The organism is Streptomyces sp. NPDC048566 (assembly GCF_043199735.1).
Classification (GTDB): Bacteria; Actinomycetota; Actinomycetes; order Streptomycetales; family Streptomycetaceae; genus Streptomyces.
In genome coordinates this window covers 26,714-43,300 of the sequence record NZ_JBICWL010000038.1, presented here as the reverse complement: position 1 = coordinate 43,300, position 16,587 = coordinate 26,714, and the positions used below count along the sequence as shown (strand labels likewise).

General features: G+C 72.6%; 13 protein-coding genes. 5 read left to right on the top strand and 8 right to left on the bottom strand.

The annotated features are described in order from the left end of the window. Positions 1–282 precede the first annotated feature (282 nt). On the top strand, positions 283–1,464 hold the full coding sequence (locus ACGFS9_RS31410) for a dipeptidase (protein ID WP_393258066.1): 1,182 nt from the start codon (positions 283–285) through the stop codon (positions 1,462–1,464). An 85-nt stretch (positions 1,465–1,549) separates the two neighbouring features. Here the strand turns inward: ACGFS9_RS31410 and ACGFS9_RS31405 are convergent, their stop codons facing one another. After that, positions 1,550–1,909: a VOC family protein gene (locus ACGFS9_RS31405; protein ID WP_393258064.1), complete on the bottom strand. Its 360-nt coding sequence runs from the start codon at positions 1,907–1,909 to the stop codon at positions 1,550–1,552. 96 nt (positions 1,910–2,005) lie between these two features. Here ACGFS9_RS31405 and ACGFS9_RS31400 point away from each other — a divergent pair, with 96 nt between their 5' ends. After that, on the top strand, positions 2,006–2,569 hold the full coding sequence (locus ACGFS9_RS31400) for a CGNR zinc finger domain-containing protein (protein ID WP_393258062.1): 564 nt from the start codon (positions 2,006–2,008) through the stop codon (positions 2,567–2,569). A gap of 122 nt (positions 2,570–2,691) precedes the next feature. Here ACGFS9_RS31400 and ACGFS9_RS31395 read toward each other — a convergent pair whose 3' ends face one another. Next, positions 2,692–4,035: a UDP-glucose dehydrogenase family protein gene (locus ACGFS9_RS31395; RefSeq protein ID WP_393258060.1), complete on the bottom strand. Its 1,344-nt coding sequence runs from the start codon at positions 4,033–4,035 to the stop codon at positions 2,692–2,694. Between the two features lie 191 nt (positions 4,036–4,226). Here ACGFS9_RS31395 and ACGFS9_RS31390 point away from each other — a divergent pair, with 191 nt between their 5' ends. After that, on the top strand, positions 4,227–5,384 hold the full coding sequence (locus ACGFS9_RS31390) for an acyl-CoA dehydrogenase (protein WP_393258057.1): 1,158 nt from the start codon (positions 4,227–4,229) through the stop codon (positions 5,382–5,384). Between the two features lie 109 nt (positions 5,385–5,493). Here the strand turns inward: ACGFS9_RS31390 and ACGFS9_RS31385 are convergent, their stop codons facing one another. Continuing rightward, positions 5,494–6,789: an LCP family protein gene (locus ACGFS9_RS31385; RefSeq protein ID WP_393258054.1), complete on the bottom strand. Its 1,296-nt coding sequence runs from the start codon at positions 6,787–6,789 to the stop codon at positions 5,494–5,496. A gap of 119 nt (positions 6,790–6,908) precedes the next feature. Here ACGFS9_RS31385 and ACGFS9_RS31380 point away from each other — a divergent pair, with 119 nt between their 5' ends. Then, positions 6,909–7,460, top strand: a complete 552-nt coding sequence (locus ACGFS9_RS31380) for an acyl-CoA thioesterase (protein ID WP_393258052.1) — start codon at positions 6,909–6,911, stop codon at positions 7,458–7,460. A 249-nt stretch (positions 7,461–7,709) separates the two neighbouring features. Here ACGFS9_RS31380 and ACGFS9_RS31375 read toward each other — a convergent pair whose 3' ends face one another. Next, positions 7,710–9,074 (bottom strand): LCP family protein, encoded by a 1,365-nt coding sequence (locus ACGFS9_RS31375; RefSeq protein ID WP_393258050.1) that lies wholly within the window; start codon positions 9,072–9,074, stop codon positions 7,710–7,712. 315 nt (positions 9,075–9,389) lie between these two features. On the opposite strand from ACGFS9_RS31375, the gene ACGFS9_RS31370 reads away from it, so the two are divergent. After that, the gene (locus tag ACGFS9_RS31370) at positions 9,390–10,454 is read left to right on the top strand and encodes a glycosyltransferase family 2 protein (protein WP_393258048.1); all 1,065 of its coding nucleotides are present in this window, start codon (positions 9,390–9,392) and stop codon (positions 10,452–10,454) included. 67 nt (positions 10,455–10,521) lie between these two features. Here the strand turns inward: ACGFS9_RS31370 and ACGFS9_RS31365 are convergent, their stop codons facing one another. From ACGFS9_RS31365 to ACGFS9_RS31350, 4 genes are all read right to left on the bottom strand, one after another. Then, the gene (locus ACGFS9_RS31365; RefSeq protein WP_393258046.1) at positions 10,522–12,243 is read right to left on the bottom strand and encodes an LCP family protein; all 1,722 of its coding nucleotides are present in this window, start codon (positions 12,241–12,243) and stop codon (positions 10,522–10,524) included. Positions 12,244–12,369: 126 nt separating this feature from the next. Then, entirely contained in the window at positions 12,370–14,115 is a 1,746-nt protein-coding gene (locus tag ACGFS9_RS31360; RefSeq protein ID WP_393258044.1) for an LCP family protein, read from the bottom strand. Positions 14,116–14,362: 247 nt separating this feature from the next. Beyond that, on the bottom strand, positions 14,363–15,637 hold the full coding sequence (locus ACGFS9_RS31355) for an LCP family protein (protein ID WP_393258042.1): 1,275 nt from the start codon (positions 15,635–15,637) through the stop codon (positions 14,363–14,365). 134 nt (positions 15,638–15,771) lie between these two features. Continuing rightward, complete coding sequence (locus ACGFS9_RS31350) at positions 15,772–16,527, bottom strand: TIGR03089 family protein (protein ID WP_393258040.1); 756 nt, start codon at positions 16,525–16,527, stop codon at positions 15,772–15,774. Positions 16,528–16,587: the final 60 nt, after the last annotated feature.

Here is a 16,587-nt window from a genome sequence, read left to right as displayed (position 1 = left end):
TGGACGCGTACGCCGGGCTGGAGGTGTCCGCCCGGAACGCCTGGCCCTGGCCGATCTGCTCGGTGGTGACCCGCGCCCCCACGGCCGGGCGCCTTCGCCGTTCGTGCCTTCGCCGTTCGTGCCTTCGCCGTGCGCGCGGCCCGGCGCCCGGGGCCGCTGCGCCGGTCCGTCCGAGGGGGACGTCCACGTACCCCCGAACGCACCGCCCACCAGGAAGCCTTCCGGCCCCCGTGCCACGGTGGCGGTAGCGCGATCACCGCCGTCCACCCCACGGAGCCCGGCATGGCAGACCTGCAGGACGAACTGGACACCACCGCCGAGGTGGCGGAGCTCGCCCCGCCCGCTGCCTGGCCCGCGTCCGAGTCGATGACCTCCGCGGAAGACGGCCCCGTCGCCGGGGCGGGCGCCGAGGCCGCCGCCCCCGCCTCCGAGGACGCCCCCGAGGACGCACCCGCAGCCGACCCGCTCACCCGTGCCCGCGCGTTCCTGGCCGGCACCCCCGTCGCCGACGGGTGCAGCGGCCTCGCCCGGGCGCTGCGTCATCTGCCGTGGTGCGACCTCGAACTCGGCGAGAGCGCCGTGGAAACGGACCTGCCCCGGCTCCGCGCGGGCCACGTGGGCGCCCTGTTCTGGTCCCTGCACCTGCCCGAGGGCCTCGCCGGCGACCGGGCCGTCGCCGCCACCGTCGAGCGGCTCGACCTGGTCACCACGGTGGTCGACGCGCACCCCGAGGGGCTGCGCAGGGCCCACGGCGCCGCCGAGATCGCCGACGCCCGCAACTGCGGACGGGTCGCCGTCGTGCCCGGACCGGCCGGAGCCGCCGCCCTCGGCGACTCCCTCGGCGTCCTCCGCTCCCTGCACACCCTCGGCCTGCGCCTGCTGACGCTGACCGGCGCCTCCTGGGCGAGCGAGCGGGGCCTGACCCGCTTCGGCGAGGAGGTGCTGCGCGAGATGAACCGGCTCGGGGTGCTCGCCGACCTCTCCGGCGCCTCGGACGCCACCGTCGACCGCGCACTGGCCGTCTCCAGGGCGCCGCTGCTGTTCACCCGCTCCGCCGCGCGCGCCCTGCGCCCCCACCCCTCGAACGTCACCGACGCGGTCCTGACCGCACTGGGCGCCGCCAAGGGGCTGTGCCTGGTGCCGCTCACCGCCGAGCAGACGGGCCCCACCATCCGGGACGTCGCCGACCACCTCGACTACGTCCGCGCCCTCGCGGGAGCGGACTGCGTGGGGCTGTCGGGCACCTACGACTGCGGCGGCGCCCACCCGAGGGGCCTCGACGACGCCTCCCGCTATCCGCACCTCGTCGCGGAGCTGATCTCCCGCGGCTGGTCCACGGCCGACCTGACGCTGCTCGTCTGGGGCAACGTCCAACGCGTGCTGCGCGACGCGGAGTTCACCGCGCGGGCCGTCCGGCAGCGGCGCACGCCGTCCACGGCGCGCATCACCGACCTGGACGGCTGACCGGGACACCGCCGGCGCCGCCGCCGAGGTCCCGGCGGCCCCGGCGGGCGGCCGGACGCCCCGCGAGGTGCCGCCCGGCCCGCGCTCAGCCGGCGCAGAGGCAGAACGGGTGCCCCGCGGGGTCCGCGTACACGCGGAACGAACGGGAGCGGTCCTCGGCGTCGAGCGGCCGGGCGCCGAGCGCCAGCACGCCCTTCTCCGCCGTGTCCAGGTCCTCCACGGTCAGGTCCAGGTGGAACTGCTGCGCGCCGTCCGCGCCGGGCCAGCGCGGCGGCACGTGATCGGGCGCGGCCTGGAACGCCATCTTGCGGCCGCCGGGCAGGTCCAGGTCGATCCAGTCGCCCTCGTTGCGCACCGTGCCGCCGAGCACCTCGGCGTAGAACCGGGCCAGCGCCTGCGGGTCGGGACAGTCCAGTACGACGACGTCGAGCGTGGCGAGAGCCATGACTTCCTCCAGGAGAGCGCGACCGGGGTTACCCGTACACCCGTTCAGGGGGTAACGGTTACCCCATGCTCCCGCACCGGGGGTAACGTCGCAACCATGAACGACCGAGCGCCCGCACCCGGGGGCCTGGCACTGGTCCAGTCCCTGGTGAACACCCTGGACCTCGCGTCGGGCGCCGACCTGCTGGACACCGCCGACGGACGCGCGCTCCTCGGCATCGCGCCGGACGAGGCGCCGGCCGCCCGCGAACTGCGCGCCTCGCTGCGGGCGGTGTGCCTCGCGCACGCGGGCCACCCCGCCCCCGGCCCGGTCACCCCGCTCACCGAACTGCTCGCCCGCGCACCGCTGCGGGTGGCCGTCGACGCGCACGACGGCGCCGCCCGCCTGGTCTCCGCGGAAAGCGGCCCGATCGCCCGAGCCGCCCCGGCCGGCCCGCCGGACTCCGCCGGGCCCCCGGCCGCCCCGGCGCCGCTGGTCTCCCGTGTCGCGCTGGCGATCGCCGAGTCGCTCGCGGCGGGCACCTGGCCGCGGCTGAAGGCCTGCGCGGCCCCGGACTGCCACTGGGTGTACTACGACCGCTCACCGGCGGGCCGAGGCCGCTGGTGCTCGATGTCGGTCTGCGGGGCGCGCGCCAAGATGCGCCGCTACCGCGCCAAGTAGCCCCTCCCCGCGCCGCGGGGAGGGGGGAAGGCGCCCCCGCCGCACCGCGCGGTGGTGCAGAATGCAAGCGACGCCGGTCCGGCCGACTGAGCCTCGGCCGGACCGGCGTCGCCGCGCACGCCTCAGGCGGTCGGCCGCCCCATCGCCCGGAACGTCCAGCCGGCCCGGCGCCACACCTCGGGGTCCAGCGCGTTCCGCCCGTCCAGCAGCACCCGCGACGAGACCGCCCCGCCCAGCGCCGCCGGGTCCAGCTCGCGGAACTCCCGCCACTCCGTCAGGTGCAGGACCACGTCGGCGCCCCGCACGGCCTCCAGCGCGCTGTCGGCGTAGCCGAGCGTGGGGAACAGCCGGCGGGCGTTCGTCATGCCCTTCGGGTCGTAGACGGTGACCTGGCCGCCCTGGAGGTGGATCTGCCCGGCGACGTTCAGCGCCGGGGAGTCCCGTACGTCGTCGGAGTCCGGCTTGAAGGTCGCTCCCAGCACGGCGACCCGCTTGCCGAGGAAGGCGCCGCCGCCGAGCGCCTCGCGGGCCATCTCGACCATCTGGCCGCGGCGCCGCATGTTGATCGTGTCGACCTCGCGCAGGAAGGTCAGCGCCTGGTCGGCGCCCAGCTCCCCGGCGCGGGCCATGAAGGCGCGGATGTCCTTGGGCAGGCAGCCGCCGCCGAAGCCGATCCCGGCCCGCAGGAACTTCTTCCCGATCCGCTCGTCGTGCCCTATGGCCTCGGCCAGCTTGGCCACGTCGCCGTCGGCTGCCTCGCACACCTCGGCCATCGCGTTGATGAAGGAGATCTTCGTGGCGAGGAAGGAGTTCGCGGAGGTCTTCACCAGCTCCGCCGTGGGGAAGTCGGTCACGACGAACGGCGAGCCCTCGGTGATCGGGGCGACGTACACCTCGCGCAGCAGCTTCTCGGCCCGCTCGCTGCGCACGCCCACCACGATCCGGTCCGGGTGCAGGGTGTCGTCGACGGCGAAGCCCTCGCGCAGGAACTCGGGGTTCCAGGCCAGCTCGGCCTCCTCGCCGGCCGGCGCCAGCTCCGCCAGCCGGGCGGCGAGCCGCGCCGCCGACCCGACCGGCACGGTCGACTTGCCGACGACGAGCGCCGGGCCGTGCAGGTGCGGGGCGAGCGACTCGAAGGCGGCGTCGACGTAGGACATGTCGCAGGCGTACTCGCCGTGCTTCTGCGGGGTGTTCACGCAGATGAAGTGCACGTCGCCGAAGGCCCCCGCCTCGGCGAAGTCCAGGGTGAAGCGCAGCCGGCCGGTCGAACCCTCGATCCCGGCCACGTGCTTGCGCAGCAGCTCCTCCAGACCGGGCTCGTACATCGGGACCTCGCCCCGCTGGAGCATCTCGACCTTCTCGGGCACCACGTCCAGCCCCAGCACCTCGAAGCCGAGCTCGGCCATCGCCGCGGCGTGCGTGGCACCGAGGTAGCCGGTGCCGATCACGGTGATCTTGAGGGCCATGGGTGTGCTCCTGGAGTGTGCGGCGTCGGTGCGCGCCCGAGCATAGCCGGGGCGTGCGGGAGCGCTTTCGCGGGCGGTTTTCCCCCTGTCGCCAACCTCACCTATCGCTGACGTGCGCAGGCCCTTAAAATTTGGGTTACTTAACAGTAGTTAGCGTCGCCGTCACAGCATTCCCTGGAGCGTGAGAGACCTTGGCCGGATCGGCTGATTTCGACCTGTACCGCCCGTCCGAGGAGCACGACATGCTCCGCGACGCGATCCGCTCGCTGGCCGACGCGAAGATCGCGCCGTTCGCCGCGGCCGTGGACGAGGAGGCCCGCTTCCCGCAGGAGGCGCTGGACGCCCTCGTCGCCAACGACCTGCACGCCGTCCACGTCCCCGAGGAGTACGGCGGCGCGGGCGCCGACGCCCTCGCCACGGTGATCGTGATCGAGGAGGTGGCCCGCGCCTGCGCGTCCTCCTCCCTGATCCCCGCCGTGAACAAGCTGGGCTCGCTGCCGGTGATCCTCTCCGGCTCCGAGGAGCTGAAGAAGAAGTACCTGGGCCCGCTCGCCAAGGGCGACGGCATGTTCTCGTACTGCCTCTCCGAGCCGGACGCCGGATCGGACGCGGCCGGCATGAAGACCAGGGCCGTCCGCGACGGCGACTTCTGGGTGCTGAACGGCGTCAAGCGCTGGATCACCAACGCGGGCGTCTCCGAGTACTACACGGTGATGGCCGTCACCGACCCGGAGAAGCGCTCCAAGGGCATCAGCGCGTTCGTCGTCGAGAAGTCCGACGAGGGCGTGTCCTTCGGCGCCCCGGAGAAGAAGCTCGGCATCAAGGGCAGCCCGACCCGCGAGGTCTACCTCGACAACGTGCGCATCCCGGCCGACCGCATGATCGGCGCCGAGGGCACCGGCTTCGCGACCGCCATGAAGACCCTGGACCACACCCGCATCACCATCGCGGCCCAGGCGCTCGGCATCGCCCAGGGCGCGCTCGACTACGCCAAGGGCTACGTCCAGGAGCGCAAGCAGTTCGGCAAGCCGATCGCCGACTTCCAGGGCATCCAGTTCATGCTCGCGGACATGGCCATGAAGATCGAGGCCGCCCGCCAGCTGACGTACGCCGCCGCCGCCAAGTCGGAGCGCGGCGACAAGGACCTCACCTTCCAGGGCGCCGCCGCCAAGTGCTTCGCCTCGGACGTCGCCATGGAGGTCACCACGGACGCCGTGCAGCTGCTCGGCGGCTACGGCTACACCCGCGACTACCCGGTCGAGCGCATGATGCGCGACGCGAAGATCACGCAGATTTATGAAGGAACGAACCAAGTCCAGCGGATCGTGATGGCCCGCAACCTGCCGTAGCCCGCCCGGGGCCGCGTCCGGCGGTCCCGCAGCGGCCCCCCATACACACGAGGTGGGAGGCCCCCTGGGGGTGCCTCCCACCTCGTGCCGTGTGCCGGTCCCGCGCGGCTCAGTTGCCGGCGACCGTCACCTTCTCGTCGTTCTTCAGCTCGCTCACCAGCTGCTTCATCTTCGTCCTGTCCCACACGAGGTTGCCGCCGGTGGAACCGGAGATCGGCATGTTCATGGACGTGCCGTCGCCCCCGGTGACGCCCTTCATCGCCCAGAACATGTCGGCCAGGTCCCACAGGCTCATGTCCTTGTCGACGATCAGGCTGTCCAGCCCGGCGCCCAGGGTCGGGTAGAGCGTGAACGGGTTCAGCACCGTCGACGGGGTGGCCACCTGGTGGGCCAGGGCGGCCAGGAACTTCTGCTGGTTCTTGGTGCGCTCCAGGTCGGAGGCGGCGAAGGCGTGCCGGGTGCGGACGAAGGCCAGGGCCTGCTCGCCGTTCAGCGTCTGCTTGCCCGCCTGGAAGTCGGCGCCCGAGTACTTGTCCTTGAAGCCCTTGTCGAGGGTCATGTCGACCCCGCCGACCGCGTCGACGATCTTCGCGAAGCCGCCGAAGCCGATCTCGACGTAGTGGTCGATGCGCAGTCCGGTGTTGAACTCGACCGTGCGCACGAGCAGTTCGGGGCCGTCCTCGGCGTAGGCCGCGTTGAGCTTGGTGTGCCGGCCGGTGCCCTGGTAGGTCTTGCCGGAGTCCGAGCCCTTGTAGGTGGGGATCTCGACGTCGGAGTCCCGCGGCAGCGAGACCAGCGTGGAGCCGTTGCCGCCCGTGTGAAGGATCATCATCGAGTCGGTGCGCTTGCCCTCGGCGGACCCCGTGTGCAGTTTCTTCTTCTCCTCGGCGGACATGCCGGCGCGGCTGTCGGAACCGACGATCAGGTAGTTCGTGCCCTCGCCGGCCTCCGGGCGGTCGATGACCTTGGAGAGATCCACGTCACGGTGCAGCTTGGAGTCGGCCCAGAAGTACGTGCCCACGGAGACCACGACGAGCGCCGTGACCAGCGTGATCGCGGTCCACTTGATCCGTCGCCGCCAGTTCGGCGCCGGGCGCGGCCGGCCGGCGCCGCCTCCGCCCGGGCCCTGCGGGCCGCCGGCGCCGCCGTAGACGTGGCCGGTGCTGTAACCGGAGTCGTACCCGTCGCCGTGGCCGTAGGGGTCGTCGTGGCCCTGCCCGTCGACGTAGGACGGCTGCCGGGGCACCCCGCCGCCGTACGGCGGCGCGTCCGGGCCCGGAGCGGGTGCCGACGGTCCACGGCGGACCTGGCGCATGACGCGGGCACCCTCAGGCTGTGCGCCTGCGCTGCCGCGTCCGTAGCGGTTGCCGCCGTTGCCGCGGCTGTCGTCGGGCCAATCGTTCATGCCGACCAGTGTGCAGCGCTCCACCAGGGGTCTTACAAGAGAGTCGCGAGATCTGGGTCACGCCTGTTGCAGAGCTGATGCAGAACGACCGCCCGTCGGCCCGGCATAAGGTGGACGCCATGACAGACCTGGCCCCCAACCCGGAGTCCGATATTCCGGGCAAGCCGACCTCCGCGTCCCGCACCACCCTGAGCCACATCATGACCCACAACGACACCAACCTGCTGGGCACGGTGCACGGCGGTGTGATCATGAAGCTGGTCGACGACGCGGCGGGCGCGGTGGCCGGGCGGCACTCCGGCGGACCGGCCGTCACCGCCTCGATGGACGAGATGGCCTTCCTCGAACCGGTCCGCGTGGGCGACCTCGTCCACGTGAAGGCCCAGGTCAACTGGACCGGACGGACCTCGATGGAGGTCGGTGTGCGGGTCCTGGCCGAGCGCTGGAACGAATCGACGCCCGCCCAGCAGGTCGGCTCGGCCTACCTCGTCTTCGCCGCCGTCGACGCCGACGGCAAGCCCCGCCGGGTCCCGCCCGTCCTCCCCGAGACCGAGCGCGACGAGCGCCGCTACCAGGAGGCCCAGATCCGCCGCACCCACCGGCTGGCCCGCCGCCGCGCGATCATGGAACTGCGCGAGAAGCGGGCGTCGGAGGGCCTGGACAGCCTCTAGCGCCCTGACCGGGAGGGTTCACCGGCTCGCGACGCCCGGCACGGCACCTCGCCGCGTCGTCGCATCACCCGAGTACATCCCGTACACGAGGACGCTCCGCCGTCCGGCGAACCGCACCGGACGCCGCGAGCCGTGCGGTGCACCGCACCGGACGCCGCGAGCCGTCCGGCGACCCCTTCCGGTCACGGCACCAGGCGTCCTGCGCGGCACGCCCCGGGCCGTCCCCGCCCGGACGGCCGGGAGCGGACCTCACGGGCACACCACCTGGTCGCCCGTCACCGCGCCGAAGGCTCCCTGCCCCGGCTCGTCCGCGCGGACCCGCGTGACCTCCTTGAAGTCCGAGCCGGCGATCACCTTCAGCAGCGGCCCCTGACCGGGAACGGCCCGCAGCTCGGAACCGGGCAGGGCCGTCGCCAGCGACTTCGCCGAGCGGTCCCAGCGCGGGTCGTACGCGACGACGGTGCGCCGGACGCCGTGGTCCCGGCCCGTGGTGGGCTGGTGCGTCGTGCGGAACCCGGTGGCGGCGAGCGCGCTGTCGACCCGCTTGCCGAGCCCGGCGGTGGCGGTCCCGTTCTCCACCTGCACGCGGATCTGCCGCGGGGCCACGTCGACCCGGACCGGGCGCGGCCCGGCGGCCTTGTGCTCGGCGAGGGGCTTGTCCGCGCGGAGCGCCGCGAAGAGCTTCCCCGCCTTGGCCGGGTCCCACTTGAGGGTCGAGCCGATGCCCTTGACGGCGTATCCCATCTGCCCGATGGGCACGGTGGTGAACTCCGACGACGACGGCGAGAAGTTCCGCATCGCCCGGCCGAGGTCGAGCAGTTCGTCCGTCCCGAAGCCCTTGTCGGCGCGTACCGAGCCCAGCACGGCGCGGGTGACGTCCCGGAACTTCATCGGGTTCAGCAGCACCCCGGAGGAGGTGGCCTGGTCGACGAGGGCCGCCAGGAAGCGCTGCTGGCGCTGCATCCGGCCGAGGTCGGAGGAGCCGTCGGCGTGCCGGGAGCGGACGAACTGGAGCGCCTCGCCGCCGTGCAGCACGTGCGGTCCCGGAGCCAGGTCGAGGCCGGTGTAGCTGTCCTTCAGCGGGTGCACGGTGCAGATCTTCACGCCGCCGAGGACGTCGACGGTCTTCATGAAGCTCGTGAAGTCGACCTCCAGGTAGTGGTCGATCTTGACGTGGGTCATGTTCTCCACGGTCCGCACGGTCAGCGTCGGGCCGCCCTCCGCGTACGCCGCGTTCAGCTTGACGGGGTGCGGCCCGCGCCGCTTGCCGGTGACGGCGTCGGTGTGCGCGGGGACCTCGGCGTAGGAGTCGCGCGGCAGGCTGACCACGCTGGCGCGCTCCCGGTCCTCCGAGATGTGCACGATCATGATCGTGTCGGTGCAGTGGCAGGGCGCGCCGCCGAGCCGGTACTTCCGCCGCTCCTCCTCGGTGATCTTGTCCCGGCCGTCGGTGCCGACGAGCAGCACGTTCATGCCGTGCCCGGCCTCGGGGCGGTTCTTCATGTCCTTGAACGGGTCGACGCGTGCGATGTCCGCGTCCAGGCTGGTCACCAGCGCGTGCCCGATGCCCGCCGAGGCGAGGACCACCACGGAGACGGTCGTCGCCATCCGCATGGCCCAGCGCGGCTTCCTGCGCCGGACCGGGCGCGGCGGGCGGGCCGGCCGGCCGTCGGGCCGGGCGGCCGACCGCCGCGCGGGAGCGGGCCGGTTCGGGCGCTGCGGGCGGGCGGGGGAGCGGGGCGGCGTGGGCAAGGGGGACACCTCCGCGAGGGTGGACGGGGGAGGGACGCGTTCCGCGGGGGGCGGGGGACGCCGCGTCCCGCCGGGCGTGGGGATCGGTGTGAACGGTAGGCCCATAGGATCTGCGGCCCGGTCCGGAGGCCGGGCGGCGCGCGCCCGTGTCCCCCGTTCGCGGTAACGTGACGTCCGATGAGCGAGAACTCCGACGTGCGGCCCCCCGCCGTTTCTGTGATCATGCCCGTCCTCAACGAGGAGCGGCATCTGCGCGGGGCCGTCCAAGCGATCCTGGCGCAGCGGTACGACGGCGAGATGGAGGTCGTGATCGCCCTCGGTCCCTCGGCGGACCGCACGGACGAGATCGCGGCCGAACTCGTCCGCGAGGACCCGCGGGTCCACACCGTGCCGAACCCGACCGGGCGCACGCCCGCGGCGCTGAACGCCGCCATCAAGGCGTCCCGGCACCCGGTCGTCGTCCGGGTCGACGGCCACGGCATCCTCTCCCCGGGCTACATCGCCACCGCCGTACGGCTCCTGGAGGAGACCGGCGCGCAGAACGTCGGCGGCGTCATGCACGCCGAGGGCGAGAACGACTGGGAGCACGCCGTCGCCGCCGCCATGACGTCGAGGATCGGCGTGGGCAACGCCGCCTTCCACACGGGAGGCGAGGCGGCTCCGGCCGAGACCGTGTACCTCGGGGTGTTCCGGCGCGAGGCGCTGGAGCAACAGGGCGGCTACAACGAGGAGTTCATCCGCGCCCAGGACTGGGAGCTGAACTTCCGCATCCGTGAGGCGGGCGGCCTCATCTGGTTCTCGCCCGAGCTGCGGGTGTCCTACCGGCCCCGCCCGTCGGTGAAGGCCCTGGCCAAGCAGTACAAGGACTACGGGCGTTGGCGGCACGTCGTGGCGCGCTACCACGAGGGCTCCATCAACCTGCGCTACCTCGCCCCGCCGACGGCGGTGTGCGCGATCGCGGCCGGCGTCGTGGTCGGCGCGGCGCTGACCCCGTGGGGCTTCGTGGTCCCCGCCGGATACCTCGCCGCCATCGGGCTCGGCTCGCTGCCCGCGGGCAAGGGGCTGCCCGCGCGGGCCCGGCTCCGGATTCCCGTGGCCCTCGCGACGATGCACATGTCGTGGGGCTGGGGCTTCCTCACCAGCCCGAGGGCGCTGGCCCGCAAGGTCATCGCCTCCCGCCGCCCGGCGGTGCACGCCGTCCCGGCCGAGCCGGCCGCCGAACGGCCCGCCGGCTCCGGCTGACCCCCGCACCACGACGCGTCGGGCCCCTCCCGTCCCACGGGAGGGGCGACGCGTCGCCGTTTCCCGGCTACCAGCTGTAGGCGGGGTCGACGTGCATGCAGGCGCCGGTGTCCGAGTCCTTCTCGAGCTTCGCCGAGGCCGGCGCCGCGTCCTCGTCCTTCGGGGCCTTGTAGTCCGTGCCGTCGCGCCAGTCCGCGCCCACGACCAGGGTGACCCCGGACACGTCCGGGGACTTCTCCACCGCGCTCGACGGCACCCCGAGGATCTTGGCCACCCGCAGGGCGTCCCCCTCCAGGTCGTCGCTCGGGTAGCGGATCACCGTGGTCTCTTCGGCCGTCGCGGTCGTCCGGTCGGCGGTCGCCCGGCTCAGGCCCTCGCCCACCAACTGCTCCGCCACGGTGCTCGCCCGCCCGCTCACCGGGGCCAGCGTGTCCGTGCGGGTGCCGTTGACCACCTGCACCGCGATCCGGTCGTCCGCGGCGGCCGGGTCCTTCGAGGTGCGCTCCTTGGCCTTCTTCCCGCCGTCGCCGTCCAGCGGGACGTCCTCGCGCAGCAGCCGCCAGACCTTGTCCGCGTCGCCGGCCTTCGGGAGCACCCGGACGTTCCCGGGAGCGTACACCCACGGCATGGTCGTCATGGTGATGCTGCCGGCGGGGACCTTCTTCAGTTCCTTGCTGAGGTCGTAGAGCTTGGTCACCGTGCCCAGGCCGTCGTCGACGGTCAGGGCCTCGGTGGCGGTCTCGGCGAGGTTCTTCAGCTTGCCCGGGTTGCTCAGCGTGGCGTTCTCCCGCAGCTGGCGCACCATCGAGTTCATGTACTGGTGCTGGGCCTTGGTCCGCGCTATGTCGGTGCCGTCCTCGAAGCCGTACCGGGTGCGCAGCCACTCCAGGGCCTGCTTGCCCTTGACCGACGTCGTGCCCTTCTCCAGCTTCAGGCCGGAACCGTGGCCCTGCGAGGTGTGCGAGTAGATGTTGGCGTCCACGCAGACGGGGACGCCGCCGATGGCGTCGGCCATCGACACCACGCCCGCGAAGTCGACCATGATGAAGTGGTCGATGTGGATGCCGGTCAGCGCCTCCCAGGTCGCGACCGTGCAGCCGGGACCGCCGCGGCCCAGCGAGTCGTTGGTCATGGTGAGCGAAGTGCCGGCCGCGTAGGTCTTGCCGGTGTGCGGGTCCGTGCACTTCGGAATCCGGAGCAGGGTGTCGCGCGGCATGCTCACGACCGACATGTTCGAGCGGTCCGCCGACAGGTGCAGCAGCATCTGGACGTCCGCGCGGGGCGCCGAGTTGAAGGTGTCCTTCGCGCCGCCGAGCTTCTGGTCCTCTTTGGAGTTCCGGCCGTCGGAGCCGATCAGCAGGATGTTCAGCGGGGTCTGGCCCGCCGCGTTCGGCTTCGACCGGGGCGCGCGGGCCTTGTCGTCGCCGATGTTCAGGTCGTCCTTCTTGATGTTGCCGTTCAGGTGCCGGTAGTAGAGGTAACCCGCTCCGGCGGTCCCGAGTATCAGCAGCGCCAGCACCGTCGCCGACCAGCGCAGTATCCGGCGTCTGCGGCGCGGGCGGGTACCGTCCCCGCGCCGTCGGCCGCCCCGGCCCGCGCCCTGCCGCGTGCGCGGCGCGCCGGTGTCGTCGCCGGCCCGTCCGGCCGTGCCGCCCGCCGCCGCGGATTCCGCGTCGTCGGCGTGAACGGACGCGCCCCCGCGTGCGTACTGACTGTCGTCCCCGCCCCGTCCGCCTCCCCGCCGGACGGGCGGTCGTGTCGCCTCCCCGCGCACACCACTTCGTGTCATGTCCCCAGCCCCTCCCCGCCCCGCGCCCGGCCGACGGATCCGTCGTACGTCCGGCCGGACGCGAGTACGTCCGGCCGGTCGATCTCTCCCGCGCCCTGTAGGACGCTTCTCGGACCCGTCAGGTCATCACTTGGCGCACACCGTCTTGTCCGCCGTGGACTTGTCCACGGCGGGAGCCTTCGTCGCAGCCGTCAGCGGCACTCCGGCACCCTTGAAGTCCTTGCCCAGGGTCAGCACGATCGCCGGCAGGCCCTGCGCGTTCTTCTCACTCTTGCCCGGTTTCATCGCCGAAGCGGGCAGCCCCATGAGGTCGGCCAGCTTGCGTGCCTGGTCCGCCTGGTCGGGAGAGTACTCCAGGGTGGTCTTGGCGGTTGTTTCGTCGGCGTTTCCGAGTTGGCTGGACTTGAGCACGCCCTCGGTGTTCTGGAGCCAGTTGAGGGTCTCCTGCGCGGAGCCCGCCTTCGCGCCGCCGTTGTAGATGTCGACGCGGACGTCGGCGGCGGAGGAGCGGGAGCCCTTGAGGCGGGCCGCCACCTCGGCCTTCTCCTTCTTCGCCTTCTGCTTCACGGCGGTGAAGGAGACGTCGTTCTTGATGGCGTCGAAGACCGGCTGGGCGGTGGTCGGGTTGACCACCACGGTGGCGTGCACCGTCTCGGCCGGGTTGTCGATCACCGGGACGGTCGTGAAGGTGATGTTCTTCGGCGGGACCTTCTTCAGCTCCAGCGCCATGTCCTTGAGGGTGCCGACCTTGGCGATGCCGGTGTCCACGGTGAGCGCCTTGGTGGCGGCCTCGGCCAGGTCGATGAGCTTCTTGGGGTTGGTGAGGGTGTCGCCCGAACTCATCTTGCGCATCAGGGAGGCCATGAACTGCTGCTGCACCTTGATGCGGTCCAGGTCGCCCTGGTTGCCGAAGCTGTGCCGGGTGCGCACGAAGGCGAGGGCCTGCTCGCCCTCGATGGTGTGCTTGCCCGCGGAGAGCTTGAGGTGCGAGTCGGGGTCGTCGACGTCCTTGGCGAGGCAGACGTCCACGCCGCCCACCGCGCTGGTGAGCGTCTTCACCGCGTTGAAGTCGACCATCGCGAAGTGGTCGACCGAGATGCCCGTGACGGCCTTGACCGTGTCCATCGTGCAGCCGGGGTTGCGCTCCTCCTGCCCGAGGCTGGTGTTGAAGCGGACGCGCTGCGACGGCGGGATGATCTTCTCGGTGCCGTCCGGCATCTTCGTCTTGCACTCGGGGATGTCGACGATGAGGTCGCGCGGGATGCTCATCGCGGTCGCGTTCGTGCGGTCCTTGGAGACGTGCAGAAGGATGTTCGTGTCGGCGTGGCCGACGCTGTTCTTGTCGCCGTAGCCCTCGTTGCCCTTGCCGGTCCGCTTGTCGGTGCCGATGATCAGCAGGTTGAAGGCCTCGTCCTTGCTGAAGCCGTCCGCCCCGGAGCTGCCGATGTCGGTCGCCTGGACGTTGCCCTCCAGGTGCTTGAGGTAGGCGTAGGCCGCACCCGACGCGGCGATCAGCACGAAGGCCATCGTGCCGCCGGTCCACAGCAGGACCTTCTTCGCCTTCGACTTCTTCGGCTTGGTGCGTCCGCGCCGCCGCCCGGGCAGCGGCTCCGCCGGTTCGCCGCGGCGCCGGCGCGGTCCGGGCACGTCGGTGCCGGGCGCCTCGCGGTCCCGGGCCGGTGCCTCGCGGTCCCGCACCGGTGCGGTCCGGGTGCGTGCCTGCGTCGGGGGCGTGCCCCTGCGCGGACGCGGCACCCCCGACTGCGCTCCGGAAGGAGTCAGTCGCAGTTCGTATTCACCGGTGTTCGGGTTGAGTACCCACTGGTCTGCGGGGTCGATGTTGTCCGCCCGCCCACGGCCTTGCGCGTCCACGGTTGTCTGAATCCTCCGTCGGGGCCACGCGGCGCCTTTCCCCCTCAGAAGGCGCTCGGGTCTCGGTCAGCAGTGCGCGACCCGCAAGGACGGACCCTCGTGGCCGGGTGCACCGGATCGCTCACACTATCCGCCCAGTTCAGCCCGGAGCGACGACCGTGACAAATTCAACGTCCCTACAACCGGGCAATCCGCCCTATTTCCCGGAGACTTCTTAGCTCAGCTGTTCCCCGCCTTGGCGCGCGCTTTACCCGCAGGTGTCCTCGGCCGCCGTGTTGCCCCGGAAAGTCGGCGCAGGATCAGGGGTTCCCTCGGTCTTTCCCGGAGAAGCCGATGTCGACGTTCCGTCGCCGTTCGACCGCGTGGCGTGAGTAGAGGGGGAATTCTCGTACGGAGTTGCGGAATGCGGGGAGGGGCCGGCCGAGCGCCCCGCGTCCGGCTCCCCGGCGACCGCCACCGGCTCGTCCCGGCGCAGCCGTTCGAAGAGGCGGGTGGCCGCCGGCTCCACGAGCTGGTCCCGGTTGGGGTTCGGGGGGTACGCCGTGCGCGGCACCGTCAGGAACTGCACGTTCCGCGTGGGGATGTCCCGCATGCCGCGCACCAGGTCGTACAGCCCGCGCAGGCTCGCAAGTCCCGGGTCGGTGGTGAGCGACGAGGTGGCCGCGTCCAGGACCGGGTACAGCTTCGCCGGGTTCAGCAGGACGTCGTTGCTGCGCACCTTGTTGACGAGCGCGCCCAGGAAGCGCTGCTGGCGGTCCATGCGGTCGGTGTCGCTGCCGTTGCCGATCGTCTTGCGGGCGCGGACGTAGCCCAGCGCCTGCTCGCCGTCGAGCACGACCTTTCCCGCGGGCAGCCGCAGCTTGGCGGCCTTGTCGTCGACGGGCTTGCGCAGGCACACCTCGACGCCGTCCACCGCGTCGACCATGTCCTTGAAGCCGTGGAAGTCCACCACCACGTGATGGTCCACCCGGATGCCGGTGAGCTTCTCCACGGTGCGGATGGTGCAGGCCGAACCGCCCACCTGGAAGGCGTAGTTGAACATCGCGAACATGGGCTCGGTGCGGGTGCCGTCCGGGCGCCGGCAGCCCGGCACGTCGACCATGAGGTCACGGGGCAGCGACATCGCGGTGGCGCTGCGCCGGTCCGCCGCGAGGTGCAGCAGGATCGTCGTGTCGGACCGCTCCGTCCCGGAGTCGCGGCCGTACCGGGCGTTGCCGGCGCCCGAGCGCGAGTCCGAGCCGATCAGCAGGATGTTCTGCGCGCCGCGCACCAGCGCGGTCGGCCGCTCCTTCTCGTAGCGGGCGAGCTCGGCCGCCGCGTCGTCGTCGGCGGTGATGTTCGCGTTCAGCTTCTCGTAGACCGCCCAGGCCGCCGCGCCCGCGCCGAGCACGACCAGGGCCACGCCGGTCGCGGCGTAGCGCAGCCGCCGCCTGCGCCGGCGTATCCGCCCGGCCCCGGTGGGGGAGGCCCCCGGTACCGGCCCCTGGGGGCGTCCGGAGGGAGTGCCCTCGGAGTCGCTCACCTCGGAATCCACCACCCCTCCTGGCGTACGCGCCGCTCTGCTGCTTCGACCATGTCCCGAAGCGGCTGGTGAGGGGGGCCGGTGATGGGCCGAACGGGCGACGGCCGGCGGCCGCCGCGGCCGCCGGCCGGTCCTCAGCGGGCGGTCGCCGTCACGCGTTCGCTGTCGATCCGCTGCGCCAGCCGGTCCTCCGCCAGCCGGTCCAGGTGGTGGCACAGCACGACCGAGCCGCCGGTGGCGAGCGGTGCGTAGAGGCCCGCGGACAGGCCCTCCCAGGTGTCGTAGGGGAGAGCCGACAGGATGCGGGAACCGGGGCCCGTCAGGTCCAGCCCGGCGGCGTCGGAGCGGGCCTGCTCCACGGTCTCCGCGCCCGTGTAGGCGGCCCCGGCGACGATCAGCGCGGTCGCCTCGGGGTCGACGGGCGCGTACGGAGCGAACCGGTCGCCCTGGCTCGGCACCTCCACCGCGTAGTCGGCGTACCCGGCGGGCGGGGCCGGGAAGCGGCGGCCGAGCGGGGCGAGCGACAGCGCGATCCGGTCGCCGCCGCACGCGAGCCCGTCCTCGAACCGGCCCGGCCCGGCGACGACGTGGTCCGCGGCGGCCGGGTCGCCCCCGATGTCCGCGACGACACCGGCGGAGGAGCAGGCGAGCAGCCAGACGGCCGTCTGCCAGTGCGCGGGCAGCAGCAGCGCGACCCGCTCGCCGGGTTCGGCGGACAGTTCGCCCTGGAGCAGGTTGGCCGTCTTGGCCACCCAATTGGCGAAGGTGGCCACGGACAGTTCGACGCGTTCGCCCGTCGCGTCGTCGTAGTAGGTCAGCAGAGGGCGTGCGGGGTCCGCGGCGAGCGCGGATCGCAGCAGGTCGGCGGGGGTGCGGTCGGTGGCGTTCACCCGCGCAAGCGTACGCGGGGCCGCCGCGCGGCACGGGCGGCGCGGGCCACCGGTTCGGCG

Coding starts and splice junctions, on each gene's coding strand:
- ACGFS9_RS31410 (WP_393258066.1), top strand. CDS start 283: ATGGCAGACCTGCAGGACGAACTGGACACCACCGCCGAGGTGGCGGAG.
- ACGFS9_RS31405 (WP_393258064.1), bottom strand. CDS start 1,909: ATGGCTCTCGCCACGCTCGACGTCGTCGTACTGGACTGTCCCGACCCG.
- ACGFS9_RS31400 (WP_393258062.1), top strand. CDS start 2,006: ATGAACGACCGAGCGCCCGCACCCGGGGGCCTGGCACTGGTCCAGTCC.
- ACGFS9_RS31395 (WP_393258060.1), bottom strand. CDS start 4,035: ATGGCCCTCAAGATCACCGTGATCGGCACCGGCTACCTCGGTGCCACG.
- ACGFS9_RS31385 (WP_393258054.1), bottom strand. CDS start 6,789: ATGAACGATTGGCCCGACGACAGCCGCGGCAACGGCGGCAACCGCTAC.
- ACGFS9_RS31380 (WP_393258052.1), top strand. CDS start 6,909: ATGACAGACCTGGCCCCCAACCCGGAGTCCGATATTCCGGGCAAGCCG.
- ACGFS9_RS31375 (WP_393258050.1), bottom strand. CDS start 9,074: ATGCGGATGGCGACGACCGTCTCCGTGGTGGTCCTCGCCTCGGCGGGC.
- ACGFS9_RS31370 (WP_393258048.1), top strand. CDS start 9,390: ATGAGCGAGAACTCCGACGTGCGGCCCCCCGCCGTTTCTGTGATCATG.
- ACGFS9_RS31365 (WP_393258046.1), bottom strand. CDS start 12,243: ATGACACGAAGTGGTGTGCGCGGGGAGGCGACACGACCGCCCGTCCGG.